This is a genomic window from Salinicoccus sp. CNSTN-B1 (genome assembly GCF_054792835.1).
In genome coordinates, this window is sequence record NZ_JBTWMN010000004.1 from 552003 (window position 1) to 568306 (window position 16304).

The window sequence follows — 16304 nt, forward strand, 5'->3', positions numbered from 1 at the left end:
ATTTTCCTCCTAAATCTGGTTGTTCTAGTTTTCATTTTCGTTGTAATAGTTTAAAAATCTTTTTTCTACATTACTTAAGTGGATAAGCATTTTATTTTTTGCTAGTACAGTATCCTGTAGCTCGATGGCCTTCAATATTTCTATGTGTTCTTTATAAGCCTCTTCTGCGCTTTCAGGCACCGTCTTGGAAAGGATCAGAAATGATCTGCTTAGGTCATCATTGATTTTTTGAAGGAGTTTCCTTATTTCCGTGTTGGTGGTGACTGACACGAGCGAGAGGTGGAATTCTTTATCAAGTCTCATGAACTCAGCATATCTGTTGTTATCTATTGCCTGCTTCTGCAGTTCCAGGTTCTCTTTCAGGTTATTGGTCATATCAGAGTCGATTTTCATTATCGTCTTTTCAATGTTATAAACTTCCAAGAGATTGCGTAATTCCATATATTCAAGGGACATCTCTTTAGTGAAATCGGCAACGACAGCAGGCGCCCCCGTCTTCTGTATAATCAACCCCTCTGAAGCAAGGCGCATCAAAGTATCGCGAAAAGGTGTACGGCTGATGCCGAGTTGTTTTGAATACTTTTCTTCTGGTAAAGGATCTCCGGCCCTCAATTCACCGGTGAGTATCGATTCTTTCAATATTTCAAAAGCTTGGTCGGAGAGGCGGGAGCTTTTGGGGATTTTTTTCATATCAAGTATCCTTTCATATCTAATGTGCTGCTAGAGGACGATTATCCTTTAAAGTGTGGCCATGAAGCGTTCCATGCGCTCCATCCCTTCTTCCAGATTGGCCATGGAATTAGCGTAGGAAACTCTGATGAATCCTGCTCCCTCATTCGAGAAGGTTGAGCCGGGACTACAGCAACATGCTCTTCTTCGAGAAGCCTCGTGGCAAACTCAGATCATCCAGTCCTGTGTGTGAAACATTAGGGAAAATATAGAAGGCGCCGGTGGGGATATTGCATTTGAGGCCCATGGTTGAGAGCCTGTCATATATAAAATCTCTGCGTGCCTTATAGGTTTCATTCATTTCTTGTGGGAAAGACCGTGTATGGTCTAAAGCTTCTATCGCAGCATATTGACTTGGCAGGGATGCACAAATCGAATTGTTGAGGTGGACACGAAGAACATATCGGATCAGATCTGCAGGGCCGAGCACGTAACCGAGGCGCCATCCTGTCATGGCATGCGATTTTGATAATCCGTGTATCAGAAATAGCCTGTCCCGGATTTCCCGAAATGAACCAAATGATGTGTGTTCGCCGCTGAACGTATTCTCACTGTATATCTCATCTGAAATGATGAAAAAATCCTTATCCATTATTATGTCGACTAATGCTGCGGTTTCCTGCTGTGATAATGATATTCCGGTTGGGTTCGAAGGATAGTTGAAAATGATGGCTTTAGTCTTATCTGTAATCGCTTCGATCAGTTTTTCAGGAGTGACTTTAAAATTCGAGTCTGAAACGTCGATATAGACGGGTACACCTCCATTTAAACGGATGAGCGGTTCGTATCCTGAGTAGGAAGGTGAAGGGATTATGATTTCATCTCCTTTACGGATGATGGTACGAAGAACTGAATCGATGGCTTCACTTGCACCGTTGGTCACCACAATCTCTTCAGCAGAATCATAGTGGAAGCCGTAAGTATCAGCGAAAAAGCTTGAGATGCTCTCCCTGAGTTTCATCAAACCTGCGTTATGTGAATATCCAGTTTTACCTTTCCTTATTGCTTCAATGGCTGCTGACCTAATGTTTTCTGGAGTAGGAAAATCTGGTTGTCCTATTGTCAGGTTTATGCCGTCGCTATAGCTGCTTACTTTGTTGGCAAACACTCTTATTCCAGGTATTTCTAAGGTTTTCGCAATATCGTTTATCACTCTGGTCATTCTTGCACCTCCTGTATTGTATACAGTATACAATATCGATTATATTGGCATATATTAGTAAAAGCAACTTTTATCGAAAAAAATAAATAATATAAGAAAGCGCTTAACCTTAAATTATCACACTTTTCGCAATAGTCGTTGACAACTTTTTTAAACTGCTGTAATCTTTTTGTATACAGTATACAACTCATTGAAAACGTTATCATTATAAAGGGGATGGAATGATGAAAAAGTTATCGGGTATTGTGGCTACTTTAAGTTTGGTTTTTATATTGACAGCGTGTGGAGGAAGCGGAGAAGAGTCATCAGCTAGTGGAGGTAGTGACGAGTCTGTGACATTACAGTTAGGTCATGCCTTGTCACCCGGGACGCCTGCTGCAGACAAAATTGATGAAATGGCAGAAACTGTAGAGGAGGAAACCGATGGTCGGGTCGTATTCGACATCTACCCGGACAGTCAGCTAGGCTCTGAAACAGAAATGTTAGAGCAGATTCAAGTAGGGTCGATGCAGGCTGGCGCAATTATGGTCGGGTCGATGCAGACGCTGGATATGAAGATGGCAATCGAGGACCTTCCATATATGTGGAAAGACGTAGAACATGCACGCGAAGCCTACAAAGGCGAGTTCGGTGAAAAACTGGCGGACATCGCTTCTGAGCAGGGTCTCACCCAAATCGGTTATCTCGAATGGGGCAAAAGGCATATAACGAACAATGAGAAACCGATTGTCGATCCAGAAGATCTAGAAGGCGTCAATATCCGCGTTGCCGAAACAGCACTTAGAGTCGATGCTTTTGAAGAGGTAGGTGCTCTGCCTACAGTTATGGCATTCAGTGAAGTCTATGGTGCGCTTCAGCAGGGGGCGCTTGATGCACAGGAAAATCCATTGTCTGTTATAAATGCAGCTAAATTTTATGAAGTCCAGGACTATCTGTCATTGACGGGCCACTTCTACAATACAGTGATGATGATGGTCGAAACGGACACTTGGGATCAGATTTCTGAAGAAGATCAGAAGCTTATAAAGGAAGAAACGTCTAAGATATCCGAAGAAGTCACTGAAATGAACGACAGTATGGAAGAAGATTATCTGGCGGAATTGGAAGAAAACGGCATGCAGATCAATGATGATGTGAATACTGAAGCTTTCCGGGAAGCTATGCTTCCAGTTTATGATAAATGGGAGGAAGAGGTATTTGGCAAAGAGCTGATGGATGTATATAGAGAAGCATCTGGATGGGAAAAGTAAAATCCATCAATCTTTAAAGGGGCGTAAATAAAAATGGGATTTACGAAAATACTAGTAAAGTTGTTGACGTGGATGTGCATTATAACCATCACATTACTGACGTTCATCGTTTTGTTGCAGGTCGTCACCAGATTCTTCGATTATTCCCTGCCGGGCACCGAAGAATTATCCAGGCTATTCATTGTATGGTTGACTTTTCTTGGCAGCAGCCTGGCCATCTATGAAAAGATGCATCTGGCAGTAAATTATTTTGTCAATAAATTCAAGACCAAGCATCGTAAGATTTTTTATATCCTGGTCAACGCTTTAATAATAGTATTTTATGCAGTACTGACTTTTTATGGATTTAAATTATCCATGAGTGCAATGTCACAAACATCATCGACTTTGCAGCTTCCAGTCGGAATCTCGTACTTGGCGATTCCGGTCAGTGGATTATTCTCACTCTACTTCATAGCAATGAACCTGACCGGCTCGCCTACTGAAGAAGAGGAGGAGATGATACCATGATGATTATTCTCATACTGCTCATCTTTTTTGCTCTTCTCTTTATAGGTATGCCAATCGCCTATGTCATAGGGTTGGTGTCCATTGCCATGTTGATGTTGAGTGGCGTTTCACTCGAAATAGTCATCCAACGCATGTTTGCCGGTGTGGACAGTTTTTCATATTTGGCACTGCCTCTATTCATTTTGGCCGGAAACATAATGGGTAAGGGTGGTTTGACGAAAAGACTCATGGCATTATCCAGTGCTGTGGTCGGACGTTTCACCGGAGGTACAGCAATCACTACGGTCGTTACTACTGCTTTGTTTGGGGCCGTATCTGGTTCAACAGTTGCGACAACATATGCTGTCGGGTCAGTGCTTGTACCCCGCTTGCAGGAAGAGAAATACAGCAATTCATTTATCGCCAGCATAATTGGACCAGCTGGAGTATTAGGGCTTATCATACCACCGAGCATCACAATGGTGATACTCGGTATTACAGCTAATATTTCAATCGGTGATCTGTTTATCGCCGGTCTCATTCCAGGCATCATACTGACTGTTGCTCTATCAGTATATGTGGCGGTGATTGCGAAGAAAAAAGGATATGGAGAAATTCCTGCAGAAACTCCTAAGGGGAAAGAGTTCTGGGTAATAGCATGGCGTGCATTTTTCCCTCTGCTGACTCCAATATTTATCCTTGGTAGTATTTTCAGTGGTTTTGCAACAGCTACTGAGGCAGCTGTCATTGCCGTTGCGTATGGCTTTATCCTTGCACTTGTATACAGGGAACTTAACTTCAGGACATATAAGGAAATAATGGTGTCTTCTGCAGTTACTTCTGCAACTATCCTCATTATAATTTCTGCAGCCAATGCATTTACATATGTATTGACAGCCAACCAGATACCGATTATGATCTCGAATTTCTTCCTGGATTATGCTACATCGCCGTGGATGTTCCTGATTATAGTCTCGATAATTCTGCTGATACTAGGTACTCTTACAGAGGTAACATCCCTAATTGTGCTTTTGAGCCCAATATTCATGCCGATAGCGACACAATACGGAATCGATCCAGTCCATTTCGGGATGGTATTGATCATGAATTTCGCTCTGGCAAACATCACTCCGCCTGTTGGTTTGTCGTTAATCGCTGGGTGCAGCATTACAGACAGGCGGATGGGTATAGAAGAGACATTGCCATATATTCTTCATGTATTGGCGATCGTCGGCGTTATGGTCCTGATCATAATATTCTTCCCACCGTTATCAACATTCCTTCCAGGACTGTTCAAATAGGAGAGATTAAATGATTTTGAAACCAAGTGAAGTCACACATTTTGACAATCTTCATAGTGGAACCGGCAGTGTAATTATTGAAAAGATATTGCAGCCTGGCACAGTCGATGGCTTGGACCTTTTCGCAAAAGTTACAGTAGAGGTTGGTGCAAACATCGGGTATCATGAGCATACTGACGACTCGGAAGGCTACTATATTTTATCCGGAGAGGCAGAATTTATGGATTCAGATCAATCGGTGAGGAAGGCATGGCCTGGAGACCTTTGCCTGATTGTAAAAGGCGAGTCCCATGGTATAGTCAATATAGGGAAAGCGCCGCTGATTTTTCTGGCTGTTGTCTTCTAAAGGCTAAAATTGAATAGATGTACGGCAGGCGCAGTGACATCATGCAGCCTGCCATTTTTAGATATTCTGGGTGTGACTTCATGACATGGGAGTCACTGACTCGACAGGTTTTATCTATAGGCAAGTTGATTCTGAATATTAAAAAAATAATAGGAGGGTATCCATGTCGACTGTGGAACAGCTTTATACGGCTTACGCGACGAATGAACCATTGGAGCTTGGAACGCTTGAAATTGAATCCAGGGAGGAAGCTTACAGTATCCAGGATGAAGTGTTGAAGATGAAGGAGGAGAACGGGGAAATCCTCATGGGATATAAAATCAGCCTGACGAGTCAGGAGACCCGTGATCTGTTCGGCAGCGAGACGCCGCTCTACGGAGCAATGACTGATGTAACCGTGCGGAGGGGGATCAGTTTGAAGGATTATAATATACCATTGCTCGAGATGGAACTGGTGTTTCTGATCGATGAAGAAATCTTTCCGTCAGACTCCGCCGAAGAGATAATGAAGAAATGCCGGGTGGCCCCGGGTGCAGAGGTGCCGGATGGACGTTATAAGGATTGGTTCCCGAACACCAGCTTAACTGAGATCATTGCGGACGGCGCGGTGAACGGTGCAGTGATATATGGAGCACCAGCCCGTTATGGCTACGGTGATCTTGATGACATCAAAGGTGTCCTTCGGCGCGATGGGGAGATCCTGAAGGAGGGGTATTCCACTGAAGTGTTCGGTCATCCGGCCAAATCAGTAAAGTGGCTGGCGGAGTCTCTTGCTGGTAGGGGTAAGAAGCTTGTGCCCGGGATGTTCGTGTCTTCCGGCACTTTCAATCTGCCGGTGCCACTTAAGCATGGGCATTACGAAGTGGAATATGAAAATATAGGGAAAATGATTTTCGAAGTCACTGTGTGATGATTATATAACCAAACAAAAGGCATCCTGTGGTCAGTCCACAAGATGCCTTTTGTCATTTATAGTTTTACGACCCAGCCGAAAGGGTCTTCAATTCGTCCATATTGGATATCCGTCAAGTCATCATACAGCTCTTGGGCCGCCGGGCCAACCTGGTTATCGTTGACGATGTAGTCGACGCCATGGATGTTCAGCTTGCCTACTGGGGAAACGACGACTGCCGTACCTGCGCCAAAGACTTCTGTGATTCTGCCACTCTCCAAGTCTTCTGCAAGCGTATCGATATGGATGGCTTCTTCCTTGACTGTGTACCCTTTATATTCCGCCAATTGGATGATGGATTTCCGGGTGATGCCAGGGAGGATGGAGCCATTAAGTTTTGGAGTGATCAATTCGCCGTCACGGATGAAGAAGATATTCATGCTGCCGACCTCTTCAATATATTTCTGCTCGACACCATCAAGCCATAGAACCTGCTCATACCCAAGTTCATTAGCCTTCTTCTGGGCAAGCAGGCTTCCTGCATAGTTTCCACTTGCTTTAGCGAAGCCGACACCGCCGCGCACAGCACGAACAAAGTCATCTTCGACATAGATGCTGGTTGGGCTGAGTTGGGCGCCATAGTAGCCGGCGACCGGGGACAGGATGATGTTGAACTGATATGTCTCCGATGGTCGGACACCAAGATACGGCTCATCCGCAAAGACAAATGGGCGGATATAAAGCGACTGGCCGGGACCATCGGGCACCCAATCACGCTCTAGCTTGATCAATTCGTAAAGGGCATTGAGCGCATTTTCTTCGTTGATTTCCGGCATCGACAGACGGGAGAGCGATTTATTCATCCGGCTGAAATTCTCATCCGGCCGAAAGAGCAGTACATCCTCTCCATTTTTGTAGGCTTTCAACCCTTCAAATACCGATTGGCCATAGTGGAGTGCCTGACAGCTAGGTGAAAGCTGCAGATTCTGATAAGGGAGTATGGAAGGTTCTGACCATCCATACTCAGGGGTATATTTGTTCGTGAACATGTAATCCGTGAATACTGTACCGAATTTCACCGTCGATACATCCGGTTTGTCCTTAAGGTTGTTGGCCCGTTCGATTTGCAGTGTCTGTGTCATTATAATTCCTCCCTTAATTGTTGAGCAGTAAGTGGTGTTGTGGGTTGTGCAGTGTTTTTAAACTTCTGTCTATAGATCGCTCTTACGTAGAGACCTCCAGTAGCAATTACCGGTATCAATCCGAGGATAAGTGATATTTCATAATTCATACCAAGCGTTTCCGGGGCGTAGAAGAAATAGGTCCCCACCACGCCTGTCATGAACAATGCAGGGATGCCAGCAATGAAATGGAATTTTCCTTCTTTAATCAAGTAAGCGGTGGCCACCCACAGCATCGTAGCTGCGACAGTCTGGTTCGTGAAACCAAGGTACCTCCACAGGAAGGAGTAGTCGATTGTAGCGAGCATGAATGCAGGGACCGCGACCAGGGCAGTCATCAGGAACAACTTCATCTTACCTTCAAACTTCACGAATTGTCCAATCGCCTCGGTCAGCATCATGCGTGAAGAACGGAGTGCAGTATCGCCGGTTGTGATCGGCAGGATGACTGCACCAAGGAATGCAAGGATAGCACCCGACGTACCGAGGTAGCCGATTGAAATCGAGTCGATGACGCCAGCAGGACCACCATTGGCCAGCGCAGCGCCGAGCCCCTCAGCCCCACCGAAGAAAGTCATGCCGGCCGTAGCCCAGATGAGTGCGATGATGCCTTCTGCAATCATAGCACCGAAAAGACTTTACGCCCTTCAGATTCTTTTCTGACCGTGCGCGCGATGATCGGGCTTCTGGGTTGAATGGAATCCTGAGATTGCACCGCAGGATATGGTGACCATCAGAAGCGGCCAAACGGGTAATGATTCCGGATGGGCTGTTTCAAATGTCAGGTTTGGTACCTGTGCCCCTGAGAACAATAATCCGCCAAATACTGCAGCTGCCATGATAATCAAGATGGCACCAAAAATGGGATAAATGCTTCCTATTATTTTATTTATCGGTAGAATCGTGGCAGTAAGGAAGTAAGCGAAAATAATCACCAGCGCTACGAAGAATGGAATTGCGCCTCCAGTCTTGAGTGAGATCAACTCTGCTGGTCCTGCTGTAAATGCGGCTGCAACGAGGATCATTAGCGCCAATGAGACGACATAAATGAAGATTTTAATCCCTTTACCCAGGTACCGTTCTACAAGTGCAGGGAATTGTGAGCCATTGTGGCGGATGCTCAGCATACCTGAAAAGTAATCATGGACCGCCCCGGCGAATATACAGCCTGCGACGATCCAGATCAATGCAACGGGCCCATACAATGCGCCGGCGACTGCCCCAAAGACGGGACCAAGCCCCGCTATATTGAGGAGCTGAACGAGCCATCCTTTGATGGGATGCATTGGAATATAGTCGACACCATCGGCGCTTTTATAAGCAGGTGTATCATTAGTATCATCAATAACAAATATCTTCTCAATAATCTTTCCATACACCATATAGCCGAGTATTAGAAGAAGAACTGAAAAAGTAAGTGTCCACATAATCGAATGCCTCCCTTTATTGGAAAATTGTTTACATCTTATCAGTTTCCGGAGGGAATAGCAATACTTTTTCAGATAATTTAGACTTCTCTTTTTAGCAGAGGAATTCAACAGAAAAATATAACCGAATTGTGTAGTAATACTAGAGGTGTATCCGGTTTTTAGAAGCATTCTACCCACTACGTGCATTTTTCATGTAATCTGAAGAGGATAGTCCTATTTTGAACTATATCGATGAGCTGATTAATGAAGGGGACGCAATATGATTGAAGGAGGAAATTATGAAGAAGATAAAATTAGCTGTTATTCCAGGAGACGGCATTGGGAATGAAGTGATGCCCTACGCTTTGGAGATACTGGATGTAGTGGGTGAAATTCATGGTGGGTTAAATTTCGAGTATGAACATTTCGATTGTGGGTGCGACTATTATCTTAAGCATGGAAAAATGATGGCAGATGATGGGATGGAGCTTCTGGGTGAGTCGGATAGTATCCTGCTTGGTGCAGTGGGCGATGCTTCCAAAGTGCCGGACCATATCTCTCTATGGGGATTACTTTTGAAAATTCGGCAGGAATTCGAACTGGCAATCAACGTCAGACCAGCGAAGATATTTAAGGGCATCCATTCGCCATTAGCTGATCCGGGTGGTTTCGATCTGGTCGTCGTGCGTGAGAACAGCGAGGGGGAGTATAGTTCTGTAGGCGGGCGCATGTACCGGGGAGATGAGGAGATTGCGATTCAGAACAACGTCTTTTCAAAAAGGGCCACAAAACAAGCTATGGAGTATGCATTCAAGCTTTCTGCAGGGAGGGGCCGTCATGTAACGAGTGCGACGAAATCGAACGGCATCTTTCATGCCATGCCTTTTTGGGATGAAGTGTTCAATGAAACAGCAGGCCGGTATGAAGGCATTACAACATCCCAACAGCATATCGATGCACTGGCAGCTTCACTCATTACCCATCCACAGCGCTACGATATTATAGTGGCCAGTAATCTATTCGGAGATATCCTCACGGACATCGGCGCAGCAATAATGGGCAGCATCGGCATTGCACCATCAGCTAACTTGAATTTGAACGGCAAGTTTCCTTCGATGTTCGAACCCGTCCATGGTTCAGCGCCGACATCGCCGGGCGAGGTGTCGCCAATCCCATAGGGCAGATCTGGACGGTCAAAATGCTGCTGGATCACCACGGTGAGGAAGAGATGGGGTCTGTACTGCTCGATACGCTGGAAAGTGTCGCAGCAGAAGGAATTCTTACACCGGACGTAGGCGGAAATGCGACAACTGATGAAGTAGCAGGTGAGGTAATCAAAAGGTTGAAAAGGAAAGTCTAAAAGGATGGCTGTTATATCAGCCATCCTTTTTAAATTGAAATTGTAGAACCACTAGAGTTGTGGTACTATTCTGATTAATGAAGAACGGATTTATACGTTATGCACCCGAGGAGGGGAAAATATGGACGACAGAAAAGAATTGAAATCGATACTGAAGGATTGGCGGCTGCACGCTGTTGTCCTCACCATTGTCTTGTTTACAGAATTAATTGGACAGATATCCATCCCCGTCGGCCCAGGAGCAATCCTGCTGCTGCCCATGCTCTATGCGCTGGTCATCGGTTTTGGGCTGTATTTCACCCCCGTGGTTTCGAAAGTCCAATCCATCAATGCAGAACCCCTGATCGTCATGGGGGTGGGGGTGCTAATTGCTAAAATAGGGGTTATCATCGGTCCTCAGGCAAAAGAATTGATCGCAGTCGGGCCTGCCTTGCTGCTTCAGGAGTTCGGTAACCTCGGAACCATTATAATCGCCCTGCCTGTGGCAATATGGCTTGGCATGAAGCGGGAGAGCGTGGGGATGACCCACTCGATTGGGAGAGAACCGAATGTGGGGCTCATTATGGACCGCTACGGATTCAATTCACCTGAAGGGCGCGGGGTCATGACGATGTACATATTCGGTACGGTATTTGGGGCCATATTCCTTGGGTTGATTGCAGGTTTGCTGGCAACGGTGACGCCGATACACCCATTGTCATTTGCGCTCGCTTCAGGCGTCGGTAGCGGCAGCATGATGGCGGCTGGCAGTGGCACATTGATTGCCGCGTACCCTGCTTTAGAAGACCAGATCATCGCTTTGGCGGGAGCAAGCAATCTGATATCTCTTGCCACTGGCCTATACGTCAGCATGTTCATCGGACTCCCCCTTGCCAATAAAATCTATTCTATTATGAACCGCGAAAAAGCAGGAGGGCAGGGCGAATGAAGAAAATCATTGATTGGACTTTAATATTATTGATTTTTGCAGGGATAACTCTGCTTGGAAATATGATCGGCTATGATATCTACTCATGGGGAGCGGTTCTTGGCATCCTGGTCCTGATCTTGATTGCATTGTCAGGAATGGTCATGGAAGAATATATCCCGGTCAATATCCCGGCGGTCGGCTACATTGCCCTGATCGGCATCATCGTTTCGCTCCCCGGGTTTCCAGGGTCTGAACAGGTGGTCGCTTGGACGAACGATATTGAACTCTTGGCCATCACAACTCCAATACTCGCCTATGCAGGCATTTCGATAGGACGCAACTGGGCCGATTTCGCCAAAATGGGATGGAGGTCTATTGTAGTCGCGATTTTGGTTTTTATCGGTACATTTCTCGGCTCTGCTTTAATTGCAGAAGTTGTGCTGAGGATACAGGGCATCATATAAAAATCACGCACCTCATCGAGGTGCGTGATTTCATTCTGTAGTAGACGATATAAATTAGGTCAGATCAACTGTTTCAGCTTCTGTCTCGTCATCATTCATTATTTTAGCGGTCTCAATTTCAATTTCTATGGCTTGAAGATTGTCATTGCCTTTTAACTTCTGATAAGTCTGTCCAATTTTGGCGAGTGTCTCGTCAACATCAGGTGTAACATCTTCAGGCAATTTCGCTTTACCTAAAATTTCCACAAAACGCTTGCTCTTGTCAGTGCTCTCCTCGTAGCCGAGAAGGATGTGGGCATAAGGGTTCTTTTCGAGATCCTCAATTTTGTAGGTGTCTTTCGTCGTGTACGTATAGAGTGTAAGACCATCATTATAGAAAGTCATATAACGGCTCATAGGTTTGTCCTCACGTATTGTGGCCATTGTACCGATTTTGTTGGAATCGAGTATTTCTTTCAGCTTATTGGTGAATTCTGTCTTATTCATGGATAAACCTCCAATTAATAATCGTTCTCCATCCTTCTACCCATCTACAGGAAATAATAATCACGGTTGGTTGCTGATGCGCAATTGGGAGTATAAAAAATTTATATGCTTTTATTCGCTTCATATATGCACTGCAAAATATGGTATGATTGTCTGACAATCGTGAAAAAGATTTACATATTAAGGAATGATTCAATGGGTAAAGAACAGCTTTGGACCAAAGATTTCATCATAGTCTTCATCTTCAATTTCTTCATCATGCTGGCGATGTTCCTGCTTATGGTGACGATAAGCGGCTACGCGGTAGAAGAGTTCAATGTGTCGACCAGTACAGCAGGTCTCGTATCTGGTATCTTCATTGTTGGTTCGCTGGTCGGACGAATATTGACCGGCCATCAGCTTAGTCTGATCGGTGCGAGGAAAATCATGTTCATCGGTACAGTCATGTTCATCATTACATACGGTCTGTATTTCGTTGCCGGGAACCTCACCCTGCTGCTGTTCGTGCGTTTCTTTAACGGTCTGGCCAATGGAGTCGCGACCACTGCTGTCGGGACGATTGCGGCGCTCGCCTTGCCGAAATCCCGGAGGGGGAAGGCATCAGCTATTTCAGTTTGAGCTTTGTAATGGCGACCGCCCTAGGGCCCTTCATGGCCTTCTTCCTGCTTCAGCATATCACCTATCAGATGCTCTTCGTCATCGTCTTTACACTGGTTCTCGTCGCCAGTCTCTTCACAATCTTCATCAAGACGGATAATACGACGATAGACCTGTCCAAAGAGCCTAAGCCCAAATTCCAGTGGATCGACAGGAAAGCGATGCCGATTGGCCTTGTGGTTCTGCTCATCTGCATGGCATACTCCACGGTGCTATCCTTCATTGCACTGTTTGCGGAGGAGCAGAACCTCGTTTCCGCTTCAAGCTACTTCTTCCTGGTCTATGCACTGATCATATTGGTCACCCGGCCTGTGACTGGAAGGATCATGGATCAGGTTGGGCAAACATCGTCACCTATCCGGCTTTTATAGTGTTGGCGATAGGATACCTTGCGCTCGGTCAGACCACATCCGGCATGATGCTGTTGATATCCGGGGTGCTGATTGGTTTTGGTTATGGAAACCTCCAATCGATTACACAGGCACTCTGCATTAAAGTGGCGGATGCCAAGGATGTTGGTCTCGCGACATCCACTTACTTCATTGCACTGGATTTCGGCCTGGGGGTAGGGTCCTACATACTGGGCGGATTCGTGCCGATGTTTGGCTACCACGGCCTGTACAGCATGATGGCCTTGCTTGTCCTGGCCGGAGCTGTAGTATACTACTTGGTGTATGGTCGATATGAGAGAAGGGGTACAAGAACTGAATCATGATGCAAAAGAGATGATCAAGTGAGTAACAGTCGTAAACGCTCAGCAGGAAGCGTTACAAGAAAAGGGTTCATACTGATGACGGCAGGCTTAGCACTTATCGCTGGCCTAATCTATACAGGGATGGACCCGGACATTAGTTGGAGTGCCGGCAGTGCTCTGTCAATATTGTTATTGGGACTTATCCTCTGGGCGTTCGAACCGATTCCATTCGGAATGACATCGATGATCATAATGGTTCTCCTCGTCGTCCTCAATTCCGTCTCGATCGATGTCATGCTCTTCTGGATTTCCTCACCCGCTGTATTTCTTGTGGTAGCAGGGGTCATGCTGGTGCAGGGAGTGGGGAGGACATCTTTGATACCGCGCCTTTCATACGCATTGGTCTATCGTCTAGGCCGCTCCCTAAAAGGGCTCTTCATAGGTATCTTCGTACTGATCCAATTCATGGCTTTCTTCATCCCTACAAACAGTGTCAGGGCGACTTTATTGTTGCCGCTTGCGACAAAGGTCGTGGATACGGTGGGGGCGGACGGCAAGTCGAACTACAACCGTCTCATCATGGTCGGCATCGCCTTTGCCACGAACCTTAGTGCTGTCGGTGTATTGACTGGGGCAGTGAGCAATATTTTAGCGGTCGAGCTGCTCAATTCATATACGGGTTACAGCATCACCTATCTGCAGTGGTTCCTTTATGCGTTGCCGCTTTGGGTGCTGTTGACCATTTTGATTCCATTGGTGCTTCTATGGTTCTATCCGCCTGAAGATATGGATACAGAGGTGTTGTATAAGGAGATGGAAATCGCATACAAGGAATTCGGTCCCCTTTCATCAGATGAATGGAAATGCATCATTGTGTTGGGGCTGACAGTTCTGTTGTGGGCATTGGAGGCGGTGCATGGCTTTCACCCGGTTGTCCCCGCCATGCTTGCCGTTGTCCTGATCACCTTGCCGAAGGTCGGCTTTGTTTCATGGAAGCAAGTCGTCGACATCAATTTCGATCTGATCCTTTTGATTGGGGCATCTTTGTCGCTTGGATACGCATTGACCGAATCGGGAGGGCTCGATGTCTTATCGGAGATACTGCTGACGGATTCCTTGATACGCATTTTTTCCAATCCGTGGCTTGCCATGGTGGCGGTCATCATCATCTCCCAACTTTATCATATGGTGGTCACCAACATTTCAACCGCTGTTGTGACTCTCGTGCCGATCGTCATTACAATTTCGACGGAAGTCGGTTTGGGTCCGCTGATGATGACATTTGTTACAGCCGTCACGTTGTTATTCGGATTTATCCTGGCCATCCAGTCGATGCCGAACGTCATCATCTATAATGAGGGGCGCGTCAGTCAGAAAGATTTTATTAAACCAGGCATTGCCATTACAGTCATCAGTGCACTGGCTACGATGGCTACAGCATTTACATTTTGGAACCTATTCGGATTGTGGCCATAGAAAAGCCGCCTATGCCAATCAGGATAAGCGGCTTATTTATATTGAGATGATTATACCTGTTGGGGCGTTGCCAACCAGTTTTCGGCCCATTTCTGCAGTTCGGCCATGAATGGCTCCATTGCATATCCTTTTTCTGTAAGGATGTATTCTATCCTTACCGGGGTTTCCGGGTAGACTTCTCTTTTGACCAGACCCTCTTTCTCAAGCGTCTTAAGACGTTCCGAGAGGACACGTCCACTGACACCGATGGAAGACTCGAGGTGGCAGAAACGCTTCGGCCCTTCGAGCAGCTGGTAGATGATGAGTCCTGTCCATCTCTGACCGAGAATACCCATGGCGCTTTCAAACTTTGGACAGATCGAATAATCCATATCATCACTCCTTGAGAGCCAGTATAACTCTTTTTGGGTGTGCATCACAACTAAACGAACCATACTTAAGCTAAACAATCCATAAGCACATTATAATGGTTAGTCAGATCCTTGCACTCGGGAGATGCCTTCTATATATTGGAGTGTAGAAGAGAAAGTGGGTGGGTGACTTATGGTAACCGTTGAAAAAGCACTGAATAATAATGTGGTGATCGGCAGAGATGAGTTCGAAGAGGTCGTACTGATCGGAAGAGGTATCGGTTTTGGCAAAAAAGCGGGCGATGCGCTTGATATCGAGGATGCGGATAAGATTTATAAGTTGGAAGGGCAGCAGGATACAAGCCGCTATCAGACACTGCTGACGATGGCAGATGAAAAATTGTTCCAATCGACACTTGAAGCAATTGAATTGATTGATGATATGACGACGATGACCATCAATAACCGTATACTGCTCTCCTTGACGGATCACCTGCTCTTCGCCATGAAGCGGCTAGAAGAAGGGATCGATATCACCAACCCGTTCGTCAATGAAACGAAGGCGCTCTATCCGAAGGAATATCACATCGCCGAGGCCGTCGTCGACATGTTCGATAAAAAGTATGGCATCCGGCTGCCGGAAGCAGAAACGGGATTCATCGCCCTCCATGTCCACTCATCCATCTATAACCGTTCACTCCGTGATATGAACCTTTTGTCCGAGGTCGTCCACCAGGCGATCGTCATCATTGAACAGGGTCTCGGTACCGAAATCGATCAGACGTCCATCCAGTACGATCGTTTTGTAAGACATATCAGCTTTTGTGTGCAGCGTGTAATGAACGGGGAGAGTGTCCCCTCCCAAGATCATTTCGACTCATTGTTGAAAACTGAATACCCAACGTGCTATAATATAGCTGTAAAAATCGTGAAGATGATACAGAATAAATTGCAGCGGAAAGTCTATGATTCTGAAGTCGTTTATCTTACCATGCATATACAACATTTCAATCATTATTCCAAATAGACGTGTTACCGTAAGGGCATGAGTCTACAAGGAATGGTTTATTCAACCATGCTTTGTAAACTCATGCCTTTTTTTCTGCTGATTCTTCGCCTTACAAATACACATATTCAAAAAGGAGGAC

15 protein-coding genes and 3 pseudogenes are annotated in these 16304 nt (G+C 45.9%); 12 read left to right on the top strand and 6 right to left on the bottom strand.

Going from position 1 to position 16304, the window contains the following annotated elements:
• Positions 1-24 precede the first annotated feature (24 nt).
• Positions 25-690 carry a GntR family transcriptional regulator gene (locus tag ACYF68_RS03220; protein WP_344700885.1) on the bottom strand — a complete coding sequence of 222 codons (666 nt, stop codon included), beginning with the start codon at positions 688-690 and terminating at the stop codon, positions 25-27.
• A gap of 166 nt (positions 691-856) precedes the next feature.
• Entirely contained in the window at positions 857-1891 is a 1035-nt protein-coding gene (locus ACYF68_RS03225; protein WP_461045373.1) for an aminotransferase class I/II-fold pyridoxal phosphate-dependent enzyme, read from the bottom strand.
• 332 nt (positions 1892-2223) lie between these two features.
• Between ACYF68_RS03225 and ACYF68_RS03230 the strand changes: the two genes are divergently transcribed.
• From ACYF68_RS03230 to ACYF68_RS03250, 5 genes are all read left to right on the top strand, one after another.
• Complete coding sequence (locus ACYF68_RS03230) at positions 2224-3141, top strand: DctP family TRAP transporter solute-binding subunit (protein ID WP_461045374.1); 918 nt, start codon at positions 2224-2226, stop codon at positions 3139-3141.
• 33 nt (positions 3142-3174) lie between these two features.
• Positions 3175-3651, top strand: a complete 477-nt coding sequence (locus ACYF68_RS03235; protein WP_344700882.1) for a TRAP transporter small permease — start codon at positions 3175-3177, stop codon at positions 3649-3651.
• Positions 3648-4931: a TRAP transporter large permease gene (locus ACYF68_RS03240; RefSeq protein WP_344700881.1), complete on the top strand. Its 1284-nt coding sequence runs from the start codon at positions 3648-3650 to the stop codon at positions 4929-4931. Before ACYF68_RS03235 ends, ACYF68_RS03240 begins: the two co-directional genes overlap by 4 nt.
• 10 nt (positions 4932-4941) lie before the next feature.
• Entirely contained in the window at positions 4942-5277 is a 336-nt protein-coding gene (locus ACYF68_RS03245; protein ID WP_344700880.1) for a cupin domain-containing protein, read from the top strand.
• A 163-nt stretch (positions 5278-5440) separates the two neighbouring features.
• Complete coding sequence (locus tag ACYF68_RS03250) at positions 5441-6187, top strand: 2-keto-4-pentenoate hydratase (RefSeq protein ID WP_344700879.1); 747 nt, start codon at positions 5441-5443, stop codon at positions 6185-6187.
• A 59-nt stretch (positions 6188-6246) separates the two neighbouring features.
• On the opposite strand, the gene ACYF68_RS03255 is transcribed toward ACYF68_RS03250, so the two are convergent.
• Both ACYF68_RS03255 and ACYF68_RS03260 read right to left on the bottom strand, forming a co-directional pair.
• Complete coding sequence (locus tag ACYF68_RS03255; RefSeq protein WP_344700878.1) at positions 6247-7311, bottom strand: branched-chain amino acid aminotransferase; 1065 nt, start codon at positions 7309-7311, stop codon at positions 6247-6249.
• Positions 7311-8777: pseudogene (locus tag ACYF68_RS03260) on the bottom strand (carbon starvation CstA family protein). The gene ACYF68_RS03255 and the pseudogene ACYF68_RS03260 overlap by 1 nt, the downstream one beginning before the upstream one ends.
• 281 nt (positions 8778-9058) lie before the next feature.
• Between ACYF68_RS03260 and ACYF68_RS03265 the strand changes: the two are divergent.
• From ACYF68_RS03265 to ACYF68_RS03275, 3 genes and pseudogenes are all read left to right on the top strand, one after another.
• A pseudogene (locus ACYF68_RS03265) lies at positions 9059-10119 on the top strand (tartrate dehydrogenase).
• Positions 10120-10240: 121 nt separating this feature from the next.
• Entirely contained in the window at positions 10241-11047 is an 807-nt protein-coding gene (locus ACYF68_RS03270; protein ID WP_461045375.1) for a DUF3100 domain-containing protein, read from the top strand.
• Positions 11044-11493: a hypothetical protein gene (locus ACYF68_RS03275; RefSeq protein WP_461045376.1), complete on the top strand. Its 450-nt coding sequence runs from the start codon at positions 11044-11046 to the stop codon at positions 11491-11493. The genes ACYF68_RS03270 and ACYF68_RS03275 overlap by 4 nt, the downstream gene beginning before the upstream one ends.
• Positions 11494-11547: 54 nt before the next feature.
• On the opposite strand, the gene ACYF68_RS03280 is transcribed toward ACYF68_RS03275, so the two are convergent.
• Positions 11548-11979, bottom strand: coding sequence for a pyridoxamine 5'-phosphate oxidase family protein (locus ACYF68_RS03280; RefSeq protein ID WP_461045377.1), 432 nt, complete (start codon positions 11977-11979; stop codon positions 11548-11550).
• Between the two features lie 279 nt (positions 11980-12258).
• Between ACYF68_RS03280 and ACYF68_RS03285 the strand changes: the two are divergent.
• The 3 genes and pseudogenes from ACYF68_RS03285 (at position 12259) to ACYF68_RS03295 (ending at position 14806) form a co-directional block, all read left to right on the top strand.
• Positions 12259-13007, top strand: a pseudogene (locus ACYF68_RS03285) (MFS transporter).
• A gap of 2 nt (positions 13008-13009) precedes the next feature.
• Positions 13010-13351 (top strand): MFS transporter, encoded by a 342-nt coding sequence (locus ACYF68_RS03290; protein ID WP_461045378.1) that lies wholly within the window; start codon positions 13010-13012, stop codon positions 13349-13351.
• 18 nt (positions 13352-13369) lie between these two features.
• On the top strand, positions 13370-14806 hold the full coding sequence (locus tag ACYF68_RS03295; protein WP_461045379.1) for an SLC13 family permease: 1437 nt from the start codon (positions 13370-13372) through the stop codon (positions 14804-14806).
• Between the two features lie 50 nt (positions 14807-14856).
• Here the strand turns inward: ACYF68_RS03295 and ACYF68_RS03300 are convergent, their stop codons facing one another.
• Positions 14857-15177, bottom strand: coding sequence for a winged helix-turn-helix transcriptional regulator (locus ACYF68_RS03300; protein ID WP_461045380.1), 321 nt, complete (start codon positions 15175-15177; stop codon positions 14857-14859).
• Between the two features lie 172 nt (positions 15178-15349).
• Between ACYF68_RS03300 and glcT the strand changes: the two genes are divergently transcribed.
• Complete coding sequence (gene glcT / locus ACYF68_RS03305) at positions 15350-16183, top strand: glucose PTS transporter transcription antiterminator GlcT (protein ID WP_461045381.1); 834 nt, start codon at positions 15350-15352, stop codon at positions 16181-16183.
• Positions 16184-16304 lie beyond the last annotated feature (121 nt).

Coding starts and splice junctions, on each gene's coding strand:
- ACYF68_RS03225 (WP_461045373.1), bottom strand. CDS start 1,891: ATGACCAGAGTGATAAACGATATTGCGAAAACCTTAGAAATACCTGGA.
- ACYF68_RS03245 (WP_344700880.1), top strand. CDS start 4,942: ATGATTTTGAAACCAAGTGAAGTCACACATTTTGACAATCTTCATAGT.
- ACYF68_RS03275 (WP_461045376.1), top strand. CDS start 11,044: ATGAAGAAAATCATTGATTGGACTTTAATATTATTGATTTTTGCAGGG.
- ACYF68_RS03240 (WP_344700881.1), top strand. CDS start 3,648: ATGATGATTATTCTCATACTGCTCATCTTTTTTGCTCTTCTCTTTATA.
- ACYF68_RS03255 (WP_344700878.1), bottom strand. CDS start 7,311: ATGACACAGACACTGCAAATCGAACGGGCCAACAACCTTAAGGACAAA.
- ACYF68_RS03280 (WP_461045377.1), bottom strand. CDS start 11,979: ATGAATAAGACAGAATTCACCAATAAGCTGAAAGAAATACTCGATTCC.
- ACYF68_RS03220 (WP_344700885.1), bottom strand. CDS start 690: ATGAAAAAAATCCCCAAAAGCTCCCGCCTCTCCGACCAAGCTTTTGAA.
- ACYF68_RS03270 (WP_461045375.1), top strand. CDS start 10,241: ATGGACGACAGAAAAGAATTGAAATCGATACTGAAGGATTGGCGGCTG.
- ACYF68_RS03300 (WP_461045380.1), bottom strand. CDS start 15,177: ATGGATTATTCGATCTGTCCAAAGTTTGAAAGCGCCATGGGTATTCTC.
- ACYF68_RS03235 (WP_344700882.1), top strand. CDS start 3,175: ATGGGATTTACGAAAATACTAGTAAAGTTGTTGACGTGGATGTGCATT.
- glcT (WP_461045381.1), top strand. CDS start 15,350: ATGGTAACCGTTGAAAAAGCACTGAATAATAATGTGGTGATCGGCAGA.
- ACYF68_RS03250 (WP_344700879.1), top strand. CDS start 5,441: ATGTCGACTGTGGAACAGCTTTATACGGCTTACGCGACGAATGAACCA.